A 17851-nucleotide genomic window follows, 5' to 3' on the forward strand; every position below is an offset into this window, starting at 1 on the left:
TGCTTTTAATGCTGGTAAACATTTGTCATGGAAGCTTCTCTCTTTTAAGTAACTTAATTCATTATTATAATATCCCACATAAAAAGCAGAACGTAGTACTTCAACAAATGTTTCAATGCCCTTTGAGTCCTCTTTAGTAAACGATTTTCCTCGTTGTCCTAATTCATTAATGATAACGTTCATGCGTTCTTTATTCTGATAAAATGCTTTCGTATCTTGATTAAATTGAAATAAATCAGTAATTTGATTCCAAGAAATTTTTGAGAGTGTGTCAATGAGTTCGTTATCAGGCATTTTATTCAGTTCTGCCAGAGAGTAGCTTTGCTTTAATTGAATTTCATCACGTTTCATAACCAGAGTAGGACGTTGTGAAAAATCGCCTACTTTTAAACGCTCTTCAAAAGTCAATGTTTCGTCAGTTTTTGTAGCATGTACGATTTCATCTTTTGAAGTTTCTGTCCCAATTGGTTTTATCTGTAAGATATTATAGGGTACTTTTTCTTCTGCTGATACCTGTGTTTGAATACTTCCAAATGATAATGCCACCGTACTAATCCCAATCATCATTTGAGTAAATTTTAAATTCTTATTCATAATGTTTCCTCCAATTATATATTCCATCAAAGAATATAACATTTTACATACAGTAATTATTTAAATATGTAATATTTCATATTACTTTACATGTATTTATAGATAATATAATTCAAGGAGTAACATTATTAAATTACTTTCTTCTTCCCATCCTTTCATATGAATTATTTAATTTTTTTATTTTTTATTTACATATTCGTTATACGAATCCAATATCTCTAGTAAGGTCTCGTTAGATATTTGGAGAAAATAGTTATAATTCATCAAATAAAATATACCTAATCGCATATCTATATAGTGAGATACTACCTCATGTTTGTATACAAACAATTCACGATTTGCATACTGTATTAAGAGCCCTCCTATGACATAGAAATCTTAGTCACTTACTCTAAAAAATCCACACCCACCAATACCTCTGTAGATGTGGATTTTTAACTTTATTTAGAAATGTAAAATATTTAAAAATTCTATCTATGTAATTTATAAACTTACAAATTATAACGTAACTAATCCTATTCAACACATACATATGGCACTAGCAGTTTTTAATTTTTTATCATCTAAAAAAAGAATTATGTACTTTTATACCGATACATTCTAAATAATGGCACTTACAATTATTTAAGGATGTGAAATACTAGTGGGTATAACTCCAAATACTTTTTAGTAATTTCATGAATCGGGAAATTGAATCAGTTGTAGATTCATTTTTAAATAAGGGATATTTTATAATGTAGGATTATGTATTAATGAAGAAATAATTCTGTTTACAAGATCATCTGTTATCCACTCTGTTTGCATATCGTCGGAATCACTTTGATTCATCGAATCAATAAACTTTTTAAATTTCGGAAATAAGACTATGGAGGTAATCCAATAAATAGCATGGCTTGTCGAAAAGAAATGAAAAACTCCTTGTTCTTTCCCTTCCAATAAGATTTCTTTTAATTGTCCAAAATTCCCAATAATATATGGTTTTATTTTTTCTAATTGTGAACTTTCTTTGATAATTGCCTCATATGCAAGCGTTCCAATTTCAGGATGTTGTTTTATATGTGCAATAAAGAAAGTTAAATATTGTCTTAGAGCAGTTTTAGGATTATACTGCGTTTCTTCAAGAAAATTTGGTAGTTTTTTTGCAAAACCATATTTTTTAAATACCTCTAAGTAAAGGTTCTCTTTTCCGTTAAAATAATACGAAGCCATAGCAACATTCACCTTTGCTTCTTTTGCAATTTCTTGGATACTTGTACCATCATATCCACTCTCTCCAAATTTTTTCTTAGCCGCTTCTAAAATATTTTCAATTGTTTGTTCGCGAGATTTCCCCATTCTCTACACCTCATATTAAAATTAATGAATTTCAAAAAAATATTATGTGCTTTATATTACAACTTTTCCATAAGATTTAATTATATATTTCGAATAATAATTTAACAAATAATTGAATATTAAGCACTCCTTATAAAACCCTTTTCTCCCCACTAATAAAAAAAGGCTGGAGACTATCTATTTCAATAGTTAATCTCTAGCCTTTTACTGGAATAATTAAAAGTTAAAGGATATTGGATTTTTTAATCTCAATTATTTATTTTACCACTTGTACAGATGCTGGTTTCCACCCTTGATTCTCTACCCAATCAATATTAACCTTATATTTTTTATTACTTTGCTTATCTCGTATATTACCGTAGGCTTTATTATTACCATTATTTCCAATAAAATCGAAAATCAATTGGCTCTCCGGAACATCAACAGCATAAGAGATTGCTTTTTTCATCTCACTCCAATCTACTGTTCCTTCTTTAAATTTCATTTCAGGTTTTGCTCCTTGCTCTGTACCAATTGGCTTCCATGAAGGATTAGTTTGAGGATCCTTTTCTTGAGATACCGTTTTTTCTTCCTCTTTATTTTCATTTCCGTTCGTTTTTACCGTTTTTTCTACTTTTTGTTTCCCTTCTAACTGTGCTGCTTCTTTATCTTCGCTTTTCTTTTCTTCTATCTTTGCTATTTCTTTATCTTCAGTTTTCTTCTCTTCTAACTTTGTTGCTTCTTTACCTTCAGTTTTCTTCTCTTCTAACTTTGCTGTTTCTTTATCTTCGGTTTTCTTCTCTTCTATCTTTGCTGTTTCTTTATCTTCAGTTTTCTTCTCTTCTATCTTTGCTGTTTCTTTATCTTCAGTTTTCTTCTTTTCTATCTTTGTTACTTTCTTTTCTTGAGCAATTGCTTTCGTTGATGTATTAGAAGGGGTAAACAATTGGTATGTCACTATACCAACTGTCACTAATACCAAAGTAAATGCAATATTAAAAATTGCCTTTTGACGACGATTCTGTTGTTTTTCTTGAAATCTGCTTACTTGTCCCATTCTTCAAACCTCCGTGTTTACTTTCTCCTCTACTCTTTATGTATTATCCCTAAAATTCTTAATATTTTTATTAAACAATAGAAATAAACTACACTTTCCATACAGGATTTCATATCATAATATAATTTGTGTTTTTTCAAGTATCTGACATATGTTATTCAAAATAGTTTAATACATTAAAAATTGATAAGCTTCTGCACTTAAGAAACCTTCAATTTTATTCAAAGGTGATTCCAATTACGTCCACATTAGATCTCCTGTAGAAAGCTTTTTAACAATTAAACCTCTTCTTCCCTTATTAATAATTTTAAAATTAAATTTCCCTCTATAGTATAATAAAGATGTTTCGTTTTCTAATGGGGTATGTCGTAAAATCAAAAGAGATTTTATCTCTTTTACCTTCTTTTCAGAGTAAAGTTCACCACTAGGAAATTCTATTATTCCTAATGTAATCTTTAATTCGCTCTCATCAAAAGTCCACTCTTTATTAAGTTCTCTTATCTTTTGTATAAAGCTTCTTTTGGTTTGTCCTATATAGAGCAATGTTACATTCTTAGCATATACTCTAGAGATTGCAAATATCCCCTTCTTAGAAGCTTCTTCCCTATTATAAAAGTCATTTATACTATACATGCCATACCACTTAATATGTACTGTTTCTATGAATCTCACCTCATTTTTAGACAATATTATAATTTCTGAATGTTCAAATTATTATGAGCGCATAGTCTTGATTACTTGAATTATAAATTGTGCTTTTCAATAATACATTTTATTATTACTAATTTCAATAATGAAGAAAAAATACAATATTATAGTTTAATTACAAAGCTGTATAAAAAACAAAGTGATATCGTGCCACATATTTTCTTTTTTTACAATATCAAAATATCGCGAACAAAATTTAGAAAGTTATGGAATAAAAATAGAGATGTTTTTGCAACTCATTGATTTTTTACCAAACACGTATAAAAACCAATAATATGAAAATAAACGACTGGCTAAAAGTTTACTTGCAATAAAATAAAAAAAGAACCTGCAAATTTGCAGATTCTCCTGATAATGATTTATATAAGTAAGACTCGAAAATATAATACAATGATTCAAAAATAAGTTCAAGTAAATCCAAAGAACCCGCTGGAGTTCGGGTTCTTTCAGAAGTGATGATGTTTTCTCGGATTTGCAAAGTGAGAAAATACAAGAATATAATACATCGAGATTTAGAGAATTTCAATACTTAAATTAGAGGTTATTTTAATATGATGTAACATCAGCATTTTGGAGGAATAGCAATGAATACCTTATACATTTCCAGTCTACATAACGCTTTATTATCAGTAGAAAGAAAAAGTAAATCCCTACTTTCACAAGAAATCCGCCTTTTTACTCTATTCATTTTTTGATACATTCCCATCCACGGTTTTAGGGTTCTCTTTTGTACTGTGTTAGCCGAAAAATTTTATAAATCATAATTCGTTTTTCCTCCACCTGTTTCACCCTTTCTACACCCTAGTTTTACAAAATAAGAGGTCATCAAAACTTATATTTATTACTTTCTGTTATCTCCTCTCTCTTGTTCTATGCATAGTCTATTTGAATTTTTATTAGCTACTAAAAAATTTACAGGACGATTAAAAAAAGCCAAGTGCATTGCACTCGGCTTTATGGTCGATTAAACATTTTTACTTCAGACGTATTAAACTGATGTAGATAGTCTTTAGTAGAAGTATAGCCTGAATTCATGAGTGTTTTCTTTTCTTCTTCTGTGATATCGAAATTAAATGACGGCGTAAAGAATGTATTGATAAATACAGTGCGGGCAGCATCTTCTTTGGTTGTTTTTCCACTCTCATGACCTTTGATCATGGTTTGAGACAAATTCCATGCAAAATGAATAAGAGAATGGCCAATATGATGTTCTGTTGAAGTTGCGATATGTTTTAACATGGCAACCTCGGCCTGAGATTCTAAACGGAAACCTAGTGTTTCTTTGTTGTAGACAATTTCATCTGTAGGATCAAAGAAAGATGCATTGTATTTCGTGTGTAAGCTTCTTAGTGTAGAATGATCCTCCATATTGCTTATCAGTTTATTAACCTCGTCAATCGTATCTGTGGTCGTGAAGTGTTCTTCCTTATTCACAAAACTTTTCCGATCAAATAAACGAATTGGGTAGTTATCGAGTACACCTCCGTCTACATAATAATCTTTATCCCATTCCACAGATTTAAAAAAGAATGGGATGGACATCGAAATCCGCACAGCAACTACTAACGGGACATCAGGTGTCGTTTCGCGAGAGAACGTACGAAGCTCGTGTGTAGAAACGTTCGTTCCTTGGAAAAACACGTCTTTTCCTGTTTTGTCATACAACTGCTGAAAAGTTGTGTCCTTACTCCCTGTCCACTTTTCAACAATCTTTCCTACCCACTCAGTGAAGAAATCCCCTTTATAGATACCAAAACCATCAAAAAATAAACGAATGTTATCTTGTACAATCGAAAAATCATCATCTTTAAACGCTTTGAAATTCATGTCTTTGTGGATTTTTACAAGATCTGCGAATGGAATAGAAAGACCTAAAAGTAATGCAGTAATCGCTCCTGCTGAAGTACCCCCAAATCGTTGTATTTCTGGTAAAATCCCTTCTTCATTTAGTGCACGGATGGCACCTATATAAGCGCTTCCCTTTACCCCGCCACCTTCAAATACTAAGTTACGAAATGGATATGCCATTATATACCTCCAATAGAGAAATTTTCGATCTGTTATAGTATCGGAATTATATTGAAATATATTCCAAATCTTATTAAAAAGGTTTCATGTCCTCCGATACGTATGGCCAAATTATCTTTATTTAATGGATGAATTGTTTGAAAGAGAAGGAATTTGCTTGGAATGGTAATTTAGTAGGATAGGAAACAGGAAGCGGAGCGCATCTTTGGATACACTGACTAATATCCCCTTTTGAAATTGTATATAACGTAACTTCTTTTCCAATGCATCCTCCTAGTAAAATCACGAGTAAGAAATCAAGGAACAACCTATATTTCATAAAGTCCTCACTCTCTTTAACATGCAATCCAGTAAAATATTTTTTTCAAATACGTAGAAATATGGTTTAACCAGTAATCAATGATCAGGTCTTCTTACCTTAAGTAAACCTAAATCTATTTGTCTCCATACAGAAAGAGATAAATAGTTTTGTTCCTATTCATGAAATAGTACAATATATGCAAAATTACATATCTAATTAATTGCTTTTAATGTTATATTTTAATAGCGATGAATGCTATTATTTCATAAGTTGTCAACAAGCGTTATGTATGTATGAGAAAAAGGAAGGAGCCAAATAGGCCCCTTCCTTTTTCTACTAATTAACTAAATTACTCTCTGGTAAAAATTTAAATAGTAATGCTCATTTACAGGCGTCTCATTATGCATTAAACATGCTAACTTTGCTTGCTGTCGGAAAAATTAAAAACGATAGCATTAAGTTATTAAGAGACAAAAATTCATCAACACGAAGACAGATTTGTCTTGGCTAGATAAATTTGGTGATAAATACAGGAAGTAACTCTTACGATTCAATGATTCTTTTTCCTGCCTTCTACCCTTGCCACTTCTGTTTCATGACTTGTAAATAGAGATCTTCAAACTCGTTAAAATGGATGCGAAAAACACCTAATGTATCGATATAAGCAGAAATCACATCTTTTTCATTAAAATGGATACCTTCCTGTGCTAAGTCATAGCTATCATTAAGGCTGTATAAATCAAAATATTCTTCTTCCCAATACAAGCCTCTATTTACTAGTAATCGAGTAGAGCAAGTAATAGCTTGTTTAATATTCCATTTCTGAGCTACTAACTTTTCATTTAAGACTGAAAGAAGGATGTTTACCGAGGGGTTTTCATCAACTATGCGGCTATATGACAGTAAAGCCGATTCTATATATATCAGCTTTGCTTTAGACATTAAAGATATCTCCATAATTTCATATGGCGGGTGATCATTTGCTTCAATCAACCTATCGCACCATGAAATAACCTCCTCTCTATTCCAAAGTCCGCAGCCTAGTCCTAATGCATACAAGTGGGATAAAGTTTGATAAGATTTCAATATGGTTCACCTTCAATTTAACTGTATAGTGGTATTGCATTCATTTTGGAAATAATCACGCTTAGTAATAAATATAATAAGCTGCCCAAACGGACAGCTTATTTGCATTAAAAACGCTACACATGAACTTTTGCTTTTTTTCGACGCACAAGCCACCAAACTAAAGATAGCAGTACTAGGGGAAACGGAAATATCTGAATAAACAAAAATACTTCCCAAAAATCGTGCATCGTACTACCAGGGGAATCTGTTGCCATCCCGCCAATAAAAAAAGACAATGGAATGACAAGTATATTTATACCTAAGCTAATCATTAGGAATGATAGATTTTTCTTCCAGATTACTGGTAATGCAGCCACGATTAATAAAACCAATGCAGTACCCAGTATAAGAAACAGTGCTCCAAATAAAAATACAAAGTATAAAATAGCATTGATTAAAGGTTCCACAATAGCCCTCCTAAGGATTCATTCTATAGAAACACTCATGTTATTTAGAAAGTCAGGATGCTATACCTCTTAGTTGTCTTTCAATTTCTTCATCGCTATAGTCTTCATTTATCTGCTTAGAATACTTAATCTACTTGCTTATATTCTGGACTGCGTTAGGACATATGTTTCTCTTGTACAACCAGCTGGCAAGAAACCCACACTTATCCCTGCTAATACGGTACCTTTAAAGGCTCTGTTCATATTCATTTGCCCCTTTTATCTTTTCGTATTTTTTCTCCATCCATAGACAGTCCATTATGAACGTTTTCATTATAAGTATTGTCTGCTGTTACTGTTTTACTTTCCTTACTATCTGTTTCGGCCCTGATTCTTCTCATTTACCGTTTCAGTATTACGCTTCAATCCGCATTATCATCACATAAAAAGGACATACCTATTCATATATACTCCTTTATTATTTTATATTGAAATAAATAATGGTTCAAAGTTATTTTGTGAAAATTATACAAAAATTAATAATTCATCGATTACCCAACAATAGATAATATGGATAAAGAAAAAATACTAGAGAATATCACATTGTAGTAGTCTCTAGTATCTTTTCATAGTATTTTAGCGGCTATGCAATACGGAGGGATAAAAAAGGACCTCTTACGGAAAGATAAGAGGTCATCAATAAGATAAAAATGTTGTATTTGAAACACGCGAGTTTCTAATTCACATCATAACACAATATATTCATATATTCAATATATACATTTAAGATAAGGAATATTACATCCTTGAAGATTACGGTAAACCAGGAGATAGTGCTGAAAATGAACCTACTTTGCGCAACATTTTCCAAAAAAAGTATGCGGATGTCGCACCTGCTAAGACATTTTGAATAATCTTTGCAGCTGCTACATCAACGGGTAATTTATTGTATTTCCAATCTAGAGAATCAATTGTACAATCCCATACTTTTAAAACTAGTGAAATAGATCTTTTTAATTACATACTTAATTTATTTTTTAATGTCCAATATTTTTCTCCATTAGCTTCAAAAGAGAATTCTACCCATCCATTCGGATCTTCACGATAAATAAAGATGGTTGTTCCAGGAGTTACTGTACCAACTTTATTCTCCTCGACAGCTACATCTGGTCTACTTTTAATTTTTAAATTAAATGGATAAGGTACCTGATAGTAAGTAGCTGATGATACAACATTTGAGCTTGAACCGTCTGCATACATTTTATATGGAATTTCATTAGATAACGCGTCGACATCTAATGTTTCAGGATTCTTTGGTAATTTTTTTGCATATGTATAGTCTTCTACACGAAACGGTTTAATACGTTCCATAATACCCGCAATTTTCTTAGCCCAGCCTTTATCTGATGCATATTTCACGTTCATGCCAGTTAATGTTGACCCGTTATAATACATACCACTTTCTTCTAAATATCTTTCTCGTACATAATTAGCATTATAAGCAATACTATCGCCGTAGCTTGGTAAATATTTCGCATATTTAAACGGATCTCCATCATATGCACGTAGACCGAATAAATTATGTTTTTGATATGCGATTTCTGATTTTCCGTATCCAGATTCTAAAATCGCATGCGCTGCTAAATAATGAGCACTCACGCCATATTGATTTTGCGCATTGATAAAATCTTGTCCATGTCCAACTAAGGGACTATCTGAATGATATTTTGCAATAAAACTATCAATCTCTTGAGCTGTAATTTTCGAAGCCACTGTTAAATTTAAATCTTCATATGAGGTAGCAGTAATAACCTCTTTTTCATCGTTTAAATTTTGTTGTAACATATCTGTTTTTGCAGTAAGTTGAGCAGCTTCAGCACGTGTTATAAATCTATTTGGTTGCCAACCGTTCTCGGTACCATTAGAAATTTTTAAATCTATTAAAATATTGGCATGTTTTTCTCCCCAATGCCCTTTTAAATCTTCAAATCTAACCTGCTCGTTATGATTTGCTGTGCTTTGTAGTTTATATGCATTTACTAGCATGGTAGCCATAGCAGCACGAGTTACTTTTCCGGATGGATTAAAGATTCCATTCCCTTCACCTTTAACAATACCAGCTTTTTCAGCAGCAGCAATATAAGGAGTAGCCCAGTGGTTTTGTGAATCTGTAAAAGATGGTTTTGCATTAGGATCAATTTTTATACCTAAAACTTTTGTCATAATTTTTGTAGCCGAAGCTCTGTCTAAAGAGTCATTTGAACCAAAAGTTCCATCTGGATAACCATTTAATACCTGTTTATCAACTAAATAGTTAACTGATTTATCAGCCCATGTAGGAACATCAGGGAATTTATGAGTATCTGCTAAAATATTAGAAGAATAGGATAATATAGCTCCTGCAAGGATACCTGTTGCAATTAATTTGTGCTTCATTAAAATAAACACCTCTACCATTGTATTTATCAAATTGAGATTTTCTATTTTTATATTTACATGTTTGTAATAATAATAAAATCGTATTATCACGCATTCAATTTGATGTAACGAGTATAGTTACTTATATACACAAGTGTCAATGAATTTCTCTTACAAAAATACATAATATTTACATGATTTTATAATTGACTTATGTATAAATTTTGTAAAGGACCTTTTGATAGATTTTACCTGAAGAAATCTCTTTAGTTGTTAATTTGCCAATCTTTCTCGTTTACTATTAATCAATTAAAAAAAGAATTTTTTGTTTGAAAATCTTAAGTTGATGGATGTGTGAACGTACCGCTACTAAAATTCTTGCTTTTAATTTATTATTACTGTATTATATTTACGTATCAATATAAGGATTATGGTATATAAAAAGGAATCAAATCTATAAGTAAGATTTAAATCCTTTTCCAATTCAAAAAGATTTTGCCAAAATCTAATATAATTTATGCTTATCTTTTTAGTATGTATCTAGTAAAAACATATTTTTTATCCATAGAATTCTGTTTTCAATGATATGAATTAGTGTTCTAAACAAGGAATCCTACAAAGTGATCTGAAAAACCTGAGAGATATTGTATGTAGTTTGCTCATCTCCAGGTACTACAATAAAGAGCCTTACCTCTCTAGGCAAGACTCTACTAGTTTAGTTGTATACTATTTACATGATAACTAAGAAACAGAAAACATATAACACCAAATAACAGCACCCTATTACTCCTCCTACAGCTAATACCTGTTTAACCCAACTCTTAAATTTTTGATTACTGTAAATCGCTTGCACTCTTTCCATATTTCCTCCTATTAAAGAGAACCCTTAAAGACTCTCACCTCGCTATAGTACCATTAAAAAATGAATAATAGAGATCTAATGTATAAATATGCAATATTGCATACGGAAATGTATTGTTATTATTGTAAGCGCTTACTATAATAAGGTTATAAAGATTTATTACATTTTAATACGAAAAAGAGGAGAGAATAATATGGAAATCGCAATGGCAGTTTTAAAATTTATAGGTGGAGCAATCCCATTAATTCAAGAACTTCTAAAAGCATTTATGTAAATTCACTATTTAGCAATTATTCATAAAAATTATCATACAAATGATCTGTATATCAAAAATGAATTGGTTGACAGATCATTTACGTAATCAAGGTCCCTTTAACATGACTAAGGGGCCTTTTTAAAATTTTTAAATAATTAAGGTTACGTCACATCACCCTCAAGTTAGCAAAATAAAATGAAACTTTAACTTGATGGTGATGGGGTAACAGTTGTGATTTAGAGATAAGATCAGATTATACAAAGTTTTGCACGTCAGCGATACCGGAAATAAACTTCACCTTTAGTAGCAAGAATCTCCAATAAAGATAGCCAACTTGCCTATTTAGGAAATAGGAGTTTCAATTTAAATGATGCGTTCCAAGGCACTACTCTTCTTCTAAAATAGCGTAATAATATTCATCCCACCATTCATTCCCATGTGGTATACACTTCCTGAAATAGCCTTCTCTTCTCATTCCAATCTTCTCCATTACTCGATATGATGGGGTATTTTTTGGCTGACATGTAGCTATAATCCTATGTAATTTCATTTCCTTAAAGCCATATTTCAATGTAGCTTGTGCTGCTTCAGAAGCATATCCTTTATTGAAATATTTAGGATTGAACACCCAGCCAATCTCATATGTATGCTCACCAAAATATTTATGAAAAACTATATGACCAATCAGAATATCTTTATCAATTAATACTACAGGAAAGTTTTTAGCGTTTTCACCAATGTTTTCATTCACAAAGTTTCTTGTATTTTCTTCAGTAAAAACCCCTTCAGGTATGTATTTCATAACATTGATATCTGATGTATACTCATGAACAGCTTGCCAATCTTTGAACTCAAATTTTCGTATTAATAATCTTTCTGTTTTTATAAACATTTACTTTTCCCCCTCAAAAAATTGCAACTATATTTAAACTCCACTTTTAAGGTGAAAATACGGGCCAAACAAACTATCTTACAGCTTGACTTTAGAAACTTTAGGGATAATGCTTTGACAAATATATTATATAACAAATATTAACATCTACGGGATTTGTTTTTGAAAATTATGTTAATTAAGAAAGAAAGTAGTTTTTTCTTAGATATTATTGTTAATAACTGATGGTATCATTATATTTCATTCTGCAACTTATTTAGAAAAGCTATGTACATTTCGAAGAAGTTCTTCAATAAGTTTTGTTTTTTCATTTACCTTTGTGGCATATGTGAAATCACCATAACAATATGGATACCTAAAATTATTTTTATTTCCACCACAAGTATACATCGCTGGATTTTGATCAACTTTCATCTTAGAAAATTTTTTGGCCGAATCCTCCGAGTGTTGTTTAACTTCTTGACTAGCAATAAAATCAATATACCCTGGTCCCATATTATAACTTTGAATAATTGTATCCATGCTAACATCCTTGTCCGTTCCATATTTGTACATTTTAGCAAAGTGCTTTACCCCCTGTTCAATGCTCAAGCTTGTCTCTTGAATTTCATTTGGCTTTAATCCAAGTGATTCAGATGACTGCATAGGATCGTTTCCCTCACCTCTACTCTCTTGATACATAATTCCTAATAAAATTGGTGTTTTCTCTCCTAAATTATATTTTTCTAATTCTTTTTTTAAGGTAGACTCATATTGCAATACACGTTTTTCGGTGGCTTGCGCTTTATTTTGTTGAATATTGGTTTTATGATTAAAATATAGCATTCCAAGTATTGTTCCTAAGCCTAAAATACTAATAAGGAACACTTTTATAATTTGTTTTTTACTTGTATCCTTCATATATTCCTCCTCGTATAAGAAATTCAATTTTTCAAAGGTAATTGGTTATATACAAACTATGTAATGAACATCTATCTCCCGCCCTTTTTAGACTCATATATCAATACTTTAAGGTTTCAAGTTTAATATAAAAATTTAAAGATAAGGTAAAGATAAGATAAAGATAAAATAAAGGGTATTTTTAGCGTACTTTAAAAGATATTGCTACAAAGGGATATATGGGACAACTTGTTGATATGAATGGATTTAGTGATAATTGAAAGGTTATTGTACAAGTTATTAATTATGGAGACATCATTCCAGAAGATTTAACCTATCTTTTCAATATGCTTTATATAAAAACTACAACATAACATATAATAAAAAACGGCGAACCCTCCACCTAGGAGAATCCACCATCACAAATAACTGATTATTTCACACCTATTTTTTTTGCTTTCTTCGGGAGCTCGTCTTCCTGCACTTCCTCCCAAGCTGTTACACCTGGAATATGATGTGATTGCATTTGAAACAGGGCTTTGGGAAGCAGCAGCTGTTCAGCAAAATTTTGATAACTCAACCGCTACAGAAGCGATGAAACAATCCTTATACTCTGTATGGAAAACTGAGGAACTTGAACAATTATTTACCTATATGAAAGAACAAAAAGAAAAAGGAAAGCCACTCACATTAGCTGGTTTTGATATGAATTTGTTTTATAAATCTTCATTCCGCTCTTATGCAAAAGAATGGTTGCAAAAAGTAAATCCTGAAGTAAAGAGTGAATTTGATACAGCAGTGTCAGAGTTGATTGAACTGGATAGGTATTACAATAAAAATAAAACATATTTCAAAAATGATATTAGACTTTACGAAGATGCAGCAATACAATTATGTTGGCCCAAATATGATGGATTATCTTCCACAGCGTATCAAAGACCAAATGGACACAATTGGTGTATTTGCGTATAGCGGAAGCAGTTGGGATGATGTTAATGAAGATGTTATTCCTGTACATAATGAACATGAAGAACCAAGCGTTGAAAAAATCATCAGCCCGGTAGGAAGTCCCCATGTTTTCGTTAACTTAAAAGGAGAAAGTAACCGACCAGAAACTTCATGGATGTTTACTCCTACTGCAGCAAGTTATTGGGGAAATAAATTAAAAGAAGAAATCATGATTCCGACAGAACAATATGATGGCATTCTCTGGTTAGAAAAAATATCACCTTCTGTACTGAAGTGAAAAATAAGAGCCTCCAATAAAGTAATGGAGGCTCTTTTCAATTAAGTTAGAATTTGAGGCAAAGGCGCTAAGAAAGTCTTTATACTGCTTAATGTTTATTTGTACTCTATAACCATTATTTTGAACAATTTACCATTCCCCTTCAACTTGTACATATGGTCCTATAATCAATTTCCGCCTTTACAAAGAGTTCTGCGGTGTTCATCATGATAAACAGTTAACAAGAATAGCGAAGCAACGGCCTTGGAAATATGAAAATCCGCAAGGACTCGGAAACAATATATTTGGAATGTCTAATAATTCAATTTCATGAAAAGAATGACGGAATCTCGCAGCAATTGCAAATGCCATCACATCCACTCCCAGCTATACGTAAAGCACAATTAGTATATCAATAAGATCTATGTTTCGTGCAGAAATCCCCTTTTTCTCCCCAGACTTATCTACAAGAATAAAAAAGGAAACACAAGATATGTTCCCTTTTCACTATTTGTTTTCTACAATTTTAATTCCAATGTTTCTAGATGCAGAATAGATCCGATCCCTGGCAGGTAGACACCTTCCTCCTTCAGCAGGGATAAGGAAATTTCCGTTTCTACTAGTGACGGAAGATTGCGCACGCCAAATAATAATACTTTTCCCCCTATTGCCCAAATGACGCGGGGTATGCATGGAAATCGTAAGGTTGTTTATGTATGTAATTGTTCCTGTTCTTAAACATTTTAGGGTATCTATTTTTATTATATTTTGCTTTTTTAGTATCTCTTATTTTTATTGTTTGATTGTTATGACTGGCACTTGCTCGGTTTCGGAAATTTCACTGTAACCATAATAAAGTAGAAAAAACAATAAAATAATTGTCCAAATAAATATAAACACTTTGTAACTATACTTCATATGAAAAACCTCATTTTCCCTATATAAGTGAATGTACATACATCCTATAAATCCGATTACATAAATTATCAGATGTTTTAGTAGTAGAGAATCATTAAGTATTAGCAATTGTTATTCCATAAACATATCCAAGAAATCTTCAAAAAATATCATCTAGACATTTCATAAAAATGCACAGATAATATTTTTACTTTTAGCTAAGTAATGCTTATTATGTAATAAATCTTTATCTCTATTTCACCTTAATGTTTATATGTACAAGAGTCTGTGTAGCAACTAGGCTGTACTTTAAATATGTACTAAATTGTGTGTGGGAAAGGAAGCACATTTTATTTAAAGTTGTTACTTTAAACCCTTTAATTAGTTGGTAGTCTTCTTCATTCAGACAGAAAGGAAATTTAAAGTGTGCACGTATTTTCAACTCAGACTCTTTACTACACACACTCCTATACACATAAAACATCTATACCTTTCGTAACATTAAGGAAACAAAAGGGAAATGACATAGAAATGATTATAATATTTCGTAACAATCTTGTAACACAAATGTAACACAATGCATTTAATCGTACAATACTTTTTTAGCTAATTATCAACAAAGCATTGTTAATGCCATTAAAAGTACTTAAGTCTGCACTAATCGCAAACGCGGAACCGCCATCTTGTTTAATTTGATCCACTACACTTTCTGCTTCTTCTTTTCTTTTACTATAGTGAACAACGACTAACGCACCAGCCTGTGCCAAATGTAAGGCAATACTTCGGCCTATCCCTCTACTAGCCCCTGTTACTAATGCAATTTTCCCCTTCAATTTATTCATCTCATCATCCCCTTGTTTAAAAAATTCTACTTAGTTATATCACAAGATACCCTTTGAAATGTTGCTCACTAATTTGATATCCATAAAACCAAAAGGCCCACTCATAATTATAAGAGTCGGCCTTTTTACTTCACATATTGCATCCCTAACTGTTATGTACTTTGTATTAAGTATAATAAAGAATCTAGATGGTATTATAGGTAAGCTTAAACTAAAGTCAATTCATATACATTTTGCTTAGAGTTTCTGCATTTAAACCGTTCGTTTAGGCTTCTATGCATATATTCAATAAAATTTCAGCAATGCCTGTATTTTTCATCATTAATATTTTTGTTTCTTAGGCATGAGCATACTTTGAAAAATCCTAAAAACTAGTCGATAATCTTTTAGAATCTAACTTTCCTATAATTTTGCTATTTCTTCAATATTTTCATTTAGAAAGAAATGATTACCTTCAAAAGAATGAAAAGTACACGTTTTACTTGTGTATCGTTCCCATTTTATTACTTGATCATATGTAGTAAATTCATCATTTTCCCCATTAAATATAAGAAAATCAATATCACATGGTTGTGTATTTTTGTCATGAATATACGTCTCAACGATTTTAAAATCTGCTCTTAGAATAGGGAGAAAAATCTCCATTAATTCTTCTGATTGCAGTACCCCAGATGGTGTACCTCCCATTGCAATAACTTCTCTTTTAAATTGCTCATTAGAAAGATTATGTCGGATATTTCTTATTTTACTATTTGGATGATTTCTACCGGACAAAACAAGAAATTCAGGCGATACGTTTTTAGAATCTTTTATTTTTCTGGCTACTTCATAGGCGATCAAACTTCCCATGCTATGCCCGAATAGAATGTAGGGCGAATCATCTATCTGCATAACTATTTTATTGTAGACATCATTTACTGCCTCTTCCATACTTTGGTACAAGTTTTCTTCAATTCTATATCCTCTACCAGCTAACTCTACCGGGACTACCTCAATATATGGATTAAAGTGATTTTTCCATTTTGCGTAACTAAACGCAGATCCCCCAGCATGCGGAAAGCAAAAAAGTTTAGTCTTCTGCATTGATTTTCTCCTTACTTTCAAATTTGTATATAGTTTGGCAAATTGTATAAATGTCTTTAATTATTATCTCTTGAGGAAATTCATCTCTTGTTGCACAAGCAGATAACTTATAATTTGGATCAATGTTATATTGTTTAAAGTAAAAGTTTTTAGGTATATGCTTGTATGAAATTGAAGTTCGTGATTCTTTTTTTATAGAGAATGAATTTAATGGGGTATAAAGCCCTTTTCCAATCGTTTTTATATAGCTTTCTTTTAATGTCCATAAATCATAAAAATAATTAATTTGTTCATCAGAATTCATATTAGATATATCATAAAATTCTTCCGCTGAAAAAAATTCTTTTGCTAATTTAAAAGCCTCTATTTCTGAAACTTTTTCTATATCAATACCCACATTAAAATTAGCAGTAGTACAAACCACCCATTCTCCTGAATGAGACACATTAAAATGAAAGTCAGAAAAGTTTTCAACAAAAGGTTTTCCATACTCATTATATATAAATCTAATTTCTTCATTATTAATTTTATACTTTTGGCAGATTAGAGATCGGATTAGTAAATCCCCTATCAGGGTCCTATTAATGTCGCATGAATTTAATAATCGCTTCATTCGCTCTTTCTTCCCATTTGAAACCAAGTTACTAAGTTTCTTAAACAAATGACTTTCAATATTCTTTGGTATTTTCACAGCGTGAATTTGTATGATAAATCACGTCCTTTTTTAAAGAATGGCTTCATATATGAACGTTACAGAAACTCAAATTAACTTTATTAAATTGCATATACAATAGAAAAGGTGCATATTTACATATCAATGAAAATATGCACCTTCCCTCAGTAATATCATCAGGCATTCGCTTCTATTACAAAGATTTCTATGTCTCTACCAATTACTTTTTACATTATCCCCTTAAAAAGTAATGCTCTTAATATATTCATTATTCCCTACACTTGATATGCAGGTATTGGTCTCCCCTT

General features: G+C 31.3%; 13 protein-coding genes and 6 pseudogenes. 4 read left to right on the top strand and 15 right to left on the bottom strand.

Annotation, left to right across the window (positions count from 1 at the left end; all coding sequences use genetic code 11):
• From ACZDYH_RS11560 to ACZDYH_RS11590, 7 genes are all read right to left on the bottom strand, one after another.
• A partial coding sequence (locus ACZDYH_RS11560) for a M9 family metallopeptidase N-terminal domain-containing protein (protein ID WP_474886302.1) occupies window positions 1–594 on the bottom strand: 594 nt, incomplete at its 3' end.
• A gap of 729 nt (window positions 595–1323) precedes the next feature.
• A complete protein-coding gene (locus tag ACZDYH_RS11565; RefSeq protein WP_474886303.1) occupies window positions 1324–1929 on the bottom strand; it encodes a TetR/AcrR family transcriptional regulator in 606 nt (201 codons plus the stop codon).
• 256 nt (window positions 1930–2185) lie between these two features.
• Window positions 2186–2965, bottom strand: a complete 780-nt coding sequence (locus ACZDYH_RS11570; RefSeq protein WP_330939535.1) for a YrrS family protein — start codon at window positions 2963–2965, stop codon at window positions 2186–2188.
• Between the two features lie 237 nt (window positions 2966–3202).
• A complete protein-coding gene (locus ACZDYH_RS11575; RefSeq protein ID WP_157418885.1) occupies window positions 3203–3637 on the bottom strand; it encodes a sodium:proton symporter in 435 nt (144 codons plus the stop codon).
• Window positions 3638–4627: 990 nt separating this feature from the next.
• The gene (locus ACZDYH_RS11580) at window positions 4628–5701 is read right to left on the bottom strand and encodes a patatin-like phospholipase family protein (protein WP_025709603.1); all 1074 of its coding nucleotides are present in this window, start codon (window positions 5699–5701) and stop codon (window positions 4628–4630) included.
• Window positions 5702–6575: 874 nt separating this feature from the next.
• A complete protein-coding gene (locus ACZDYH_RS11585; RefSeq protein WP_326304282.1) occupies window positions 6576–7088 on the bottom strand; it encodes a protein kinase in 513 nt (170 codons plus the stop codon).
• A gap of 116 nt (window positions 7089–7204) precedes the next feature.
• Window positions 7205–7537 (bottom strand): hypothetical protein, encoded by a 333-nt coding sequence (locus ACZDYH_RS11590; protein WP_440038422.1) that lies wholly within the window; start codon window positions 7535–7537, stop codon window positions 7205–7207.
• Window positions 7538–8315: 778 nt separating this feature from the next.
• Between ACZDYH_RS11590 and ACZDYH_RS11595 the strand changes: the two are divergent.
• Window positions 8316–8408: pseudogene (locus tag ACZDYH_RS11595) on the top strand (peptidase M56); the annotation flags it as partial.
• On the opposite strand, the pseudogene ACZDYH_RS11600 reads toward ACZDYH_RS11595, so the two are convergent.
• Together ACZDYH_RS11600 and ACZDYH_RS11605 are read right to left on the bottom strand one after the other, a co-directional pair.
• Window positions 8396–8509, bottom strand: a pseudogene (locus tag ACZDYH_RS11600) (polysaccharide deacetylase); the annotation flags it as partial. The pseudogenes ACZDYH_RS11595 and ACZDYH_RS11600 sit on opposite strands and share 13 nt — an antisense overlap.
• A gap of 24 nt (window positions 8510–8533) precedes the next feature.
• A complete protein-coding gene (locus ACZDYH_RS11605; RefSeq protein ID WP_000680975.1) occupies window positions 8534–9952 on the bottom strand; it encodes an S-layer homology domain-containing protein in 1419 nt (472 codons plus the stop codon).
• 932 nt (window positions 9953–10884) lie between these two features.
• Here ACZDYH_RS11605 and ACZDYH_RS11610 point away from each other — a divergent pair.
• Window positions 10885–11070 (top strand): hypothetical protein, encoded by a 186-nt coding sequence (locus ACZDYH_RS11610; RefSeq protein ID WP_001987408.1) that lies wholly within the window; start codon window positions 10885–10887, stop codon window positions 11068–11070.
• Window positions 11071–11437: 367 nt separating this feature from the next.
• Here ACZDYH_RS11610 and ACZDYH_RS11615 read toward each other — a convergent pair whose 3' ends face one another.
• Window positions 11438–11944, bottom strand: coding sequence for a GNAT family N-acetyltransferase (locus ACZDYH_RS11615; protein WP_000470145.1), 507 nt, complete (start codon window positions 11942–11944; stop codon window positions 11438–11440).
• 252 nt (window positions 11945–12196) lie between these two features.
• Complete coding sequence (locus ACZDYH_RS11620; protein WP_000655733.1) at window positions 12197–12844, bottom strand: lysozyme family protein; 648 nt, start codon at window positions 12842–12844, stop codon at window positions 12197–12199.
• Between the two features lie 212 nt (window positions 12845–13056).
• On the opposite strand from ACZDYH_RS11620, the pseudogene ACZDYH_RS11625 reads away from it, so the two are divergent.
• Both ACZDYH_RS11625 and ACZDYH_RS11630 read left to right on the top strand, forming a co-directional pair.
• Window positions 13057–13179 (top strand): annotated as a pseudogene (locus tag ACZDYH_RS11625) (vancomycin resistance histidine kinase VanS); the annotation flags it as partial.
• Between the two features lie 136 nt (window positions 13180–13315).
• Window positions 13316–14069 (top strand): annotated as a pseudogene (locus ACZDYH_RS11630) (erythromycin esterase family protein); the annotation flags it as partial.
• 204 nt (window positions 14070–14273) lie between these two features.
• Here the strand turns inward: ACZDYH_RS11630 and ACZDYH_RS11635 are convergent.
• From ACZDYH_RS11635 to ACZDYH_RS11650, 4 genes and pseudogenes are all read right to left on the bottom strand, one after another.
• The gene (locus ACZDYH_RS11635) at window positions 14274–14420 is read right to left on the bottom strand and encodes a hypothetical protein (RefSeq protein ID WP_006929300.1); all 147 of its coding nucleotides are present in this window, start codon (window positions 14418–14420) and stop codon (window positions 14274–14276) included.
• Window positions 14421–15571: 1151 nt separating this feature from the next.
• Window positions 15572–15787 (bottom strand): annotated as a pseudogene (locus tag ACZDYH_RS11640) (SDR family NAD(P)-dependent oxidoreductase); the annotation flags it as partial.
• A 364-nt stretch (window positions 15788–16151) separates the two neighbouring features.
• Window positions 16152–16870 (bottom strand): annotated as a pseudogene (locus ACZDYH_RS11645) (thioesterase II family protein).
• The gene (locus tag ACZDYH_RS11650; protein ID WP_002042141.1) at window positions 16857–17561 is read right to left on the bottom strand and encodes a 4'-phosphopantetheinyl transferase family protein; all 705 of its coding nucleotides are present in this window, start codon (window positions 17559–17561) and stop codon (window positions 16857–16859) included. Before ACZDYH_RS11650 ends, ACZDYH_RS11645 begins: the two are co-directional and overlap by 14 nt.
• Window positions 17562–17851: the final 290 nt, after the last annotated feature.

It is taken from the genome of Bacillus sp. EB V-12 (assembly GCF_056158125.1).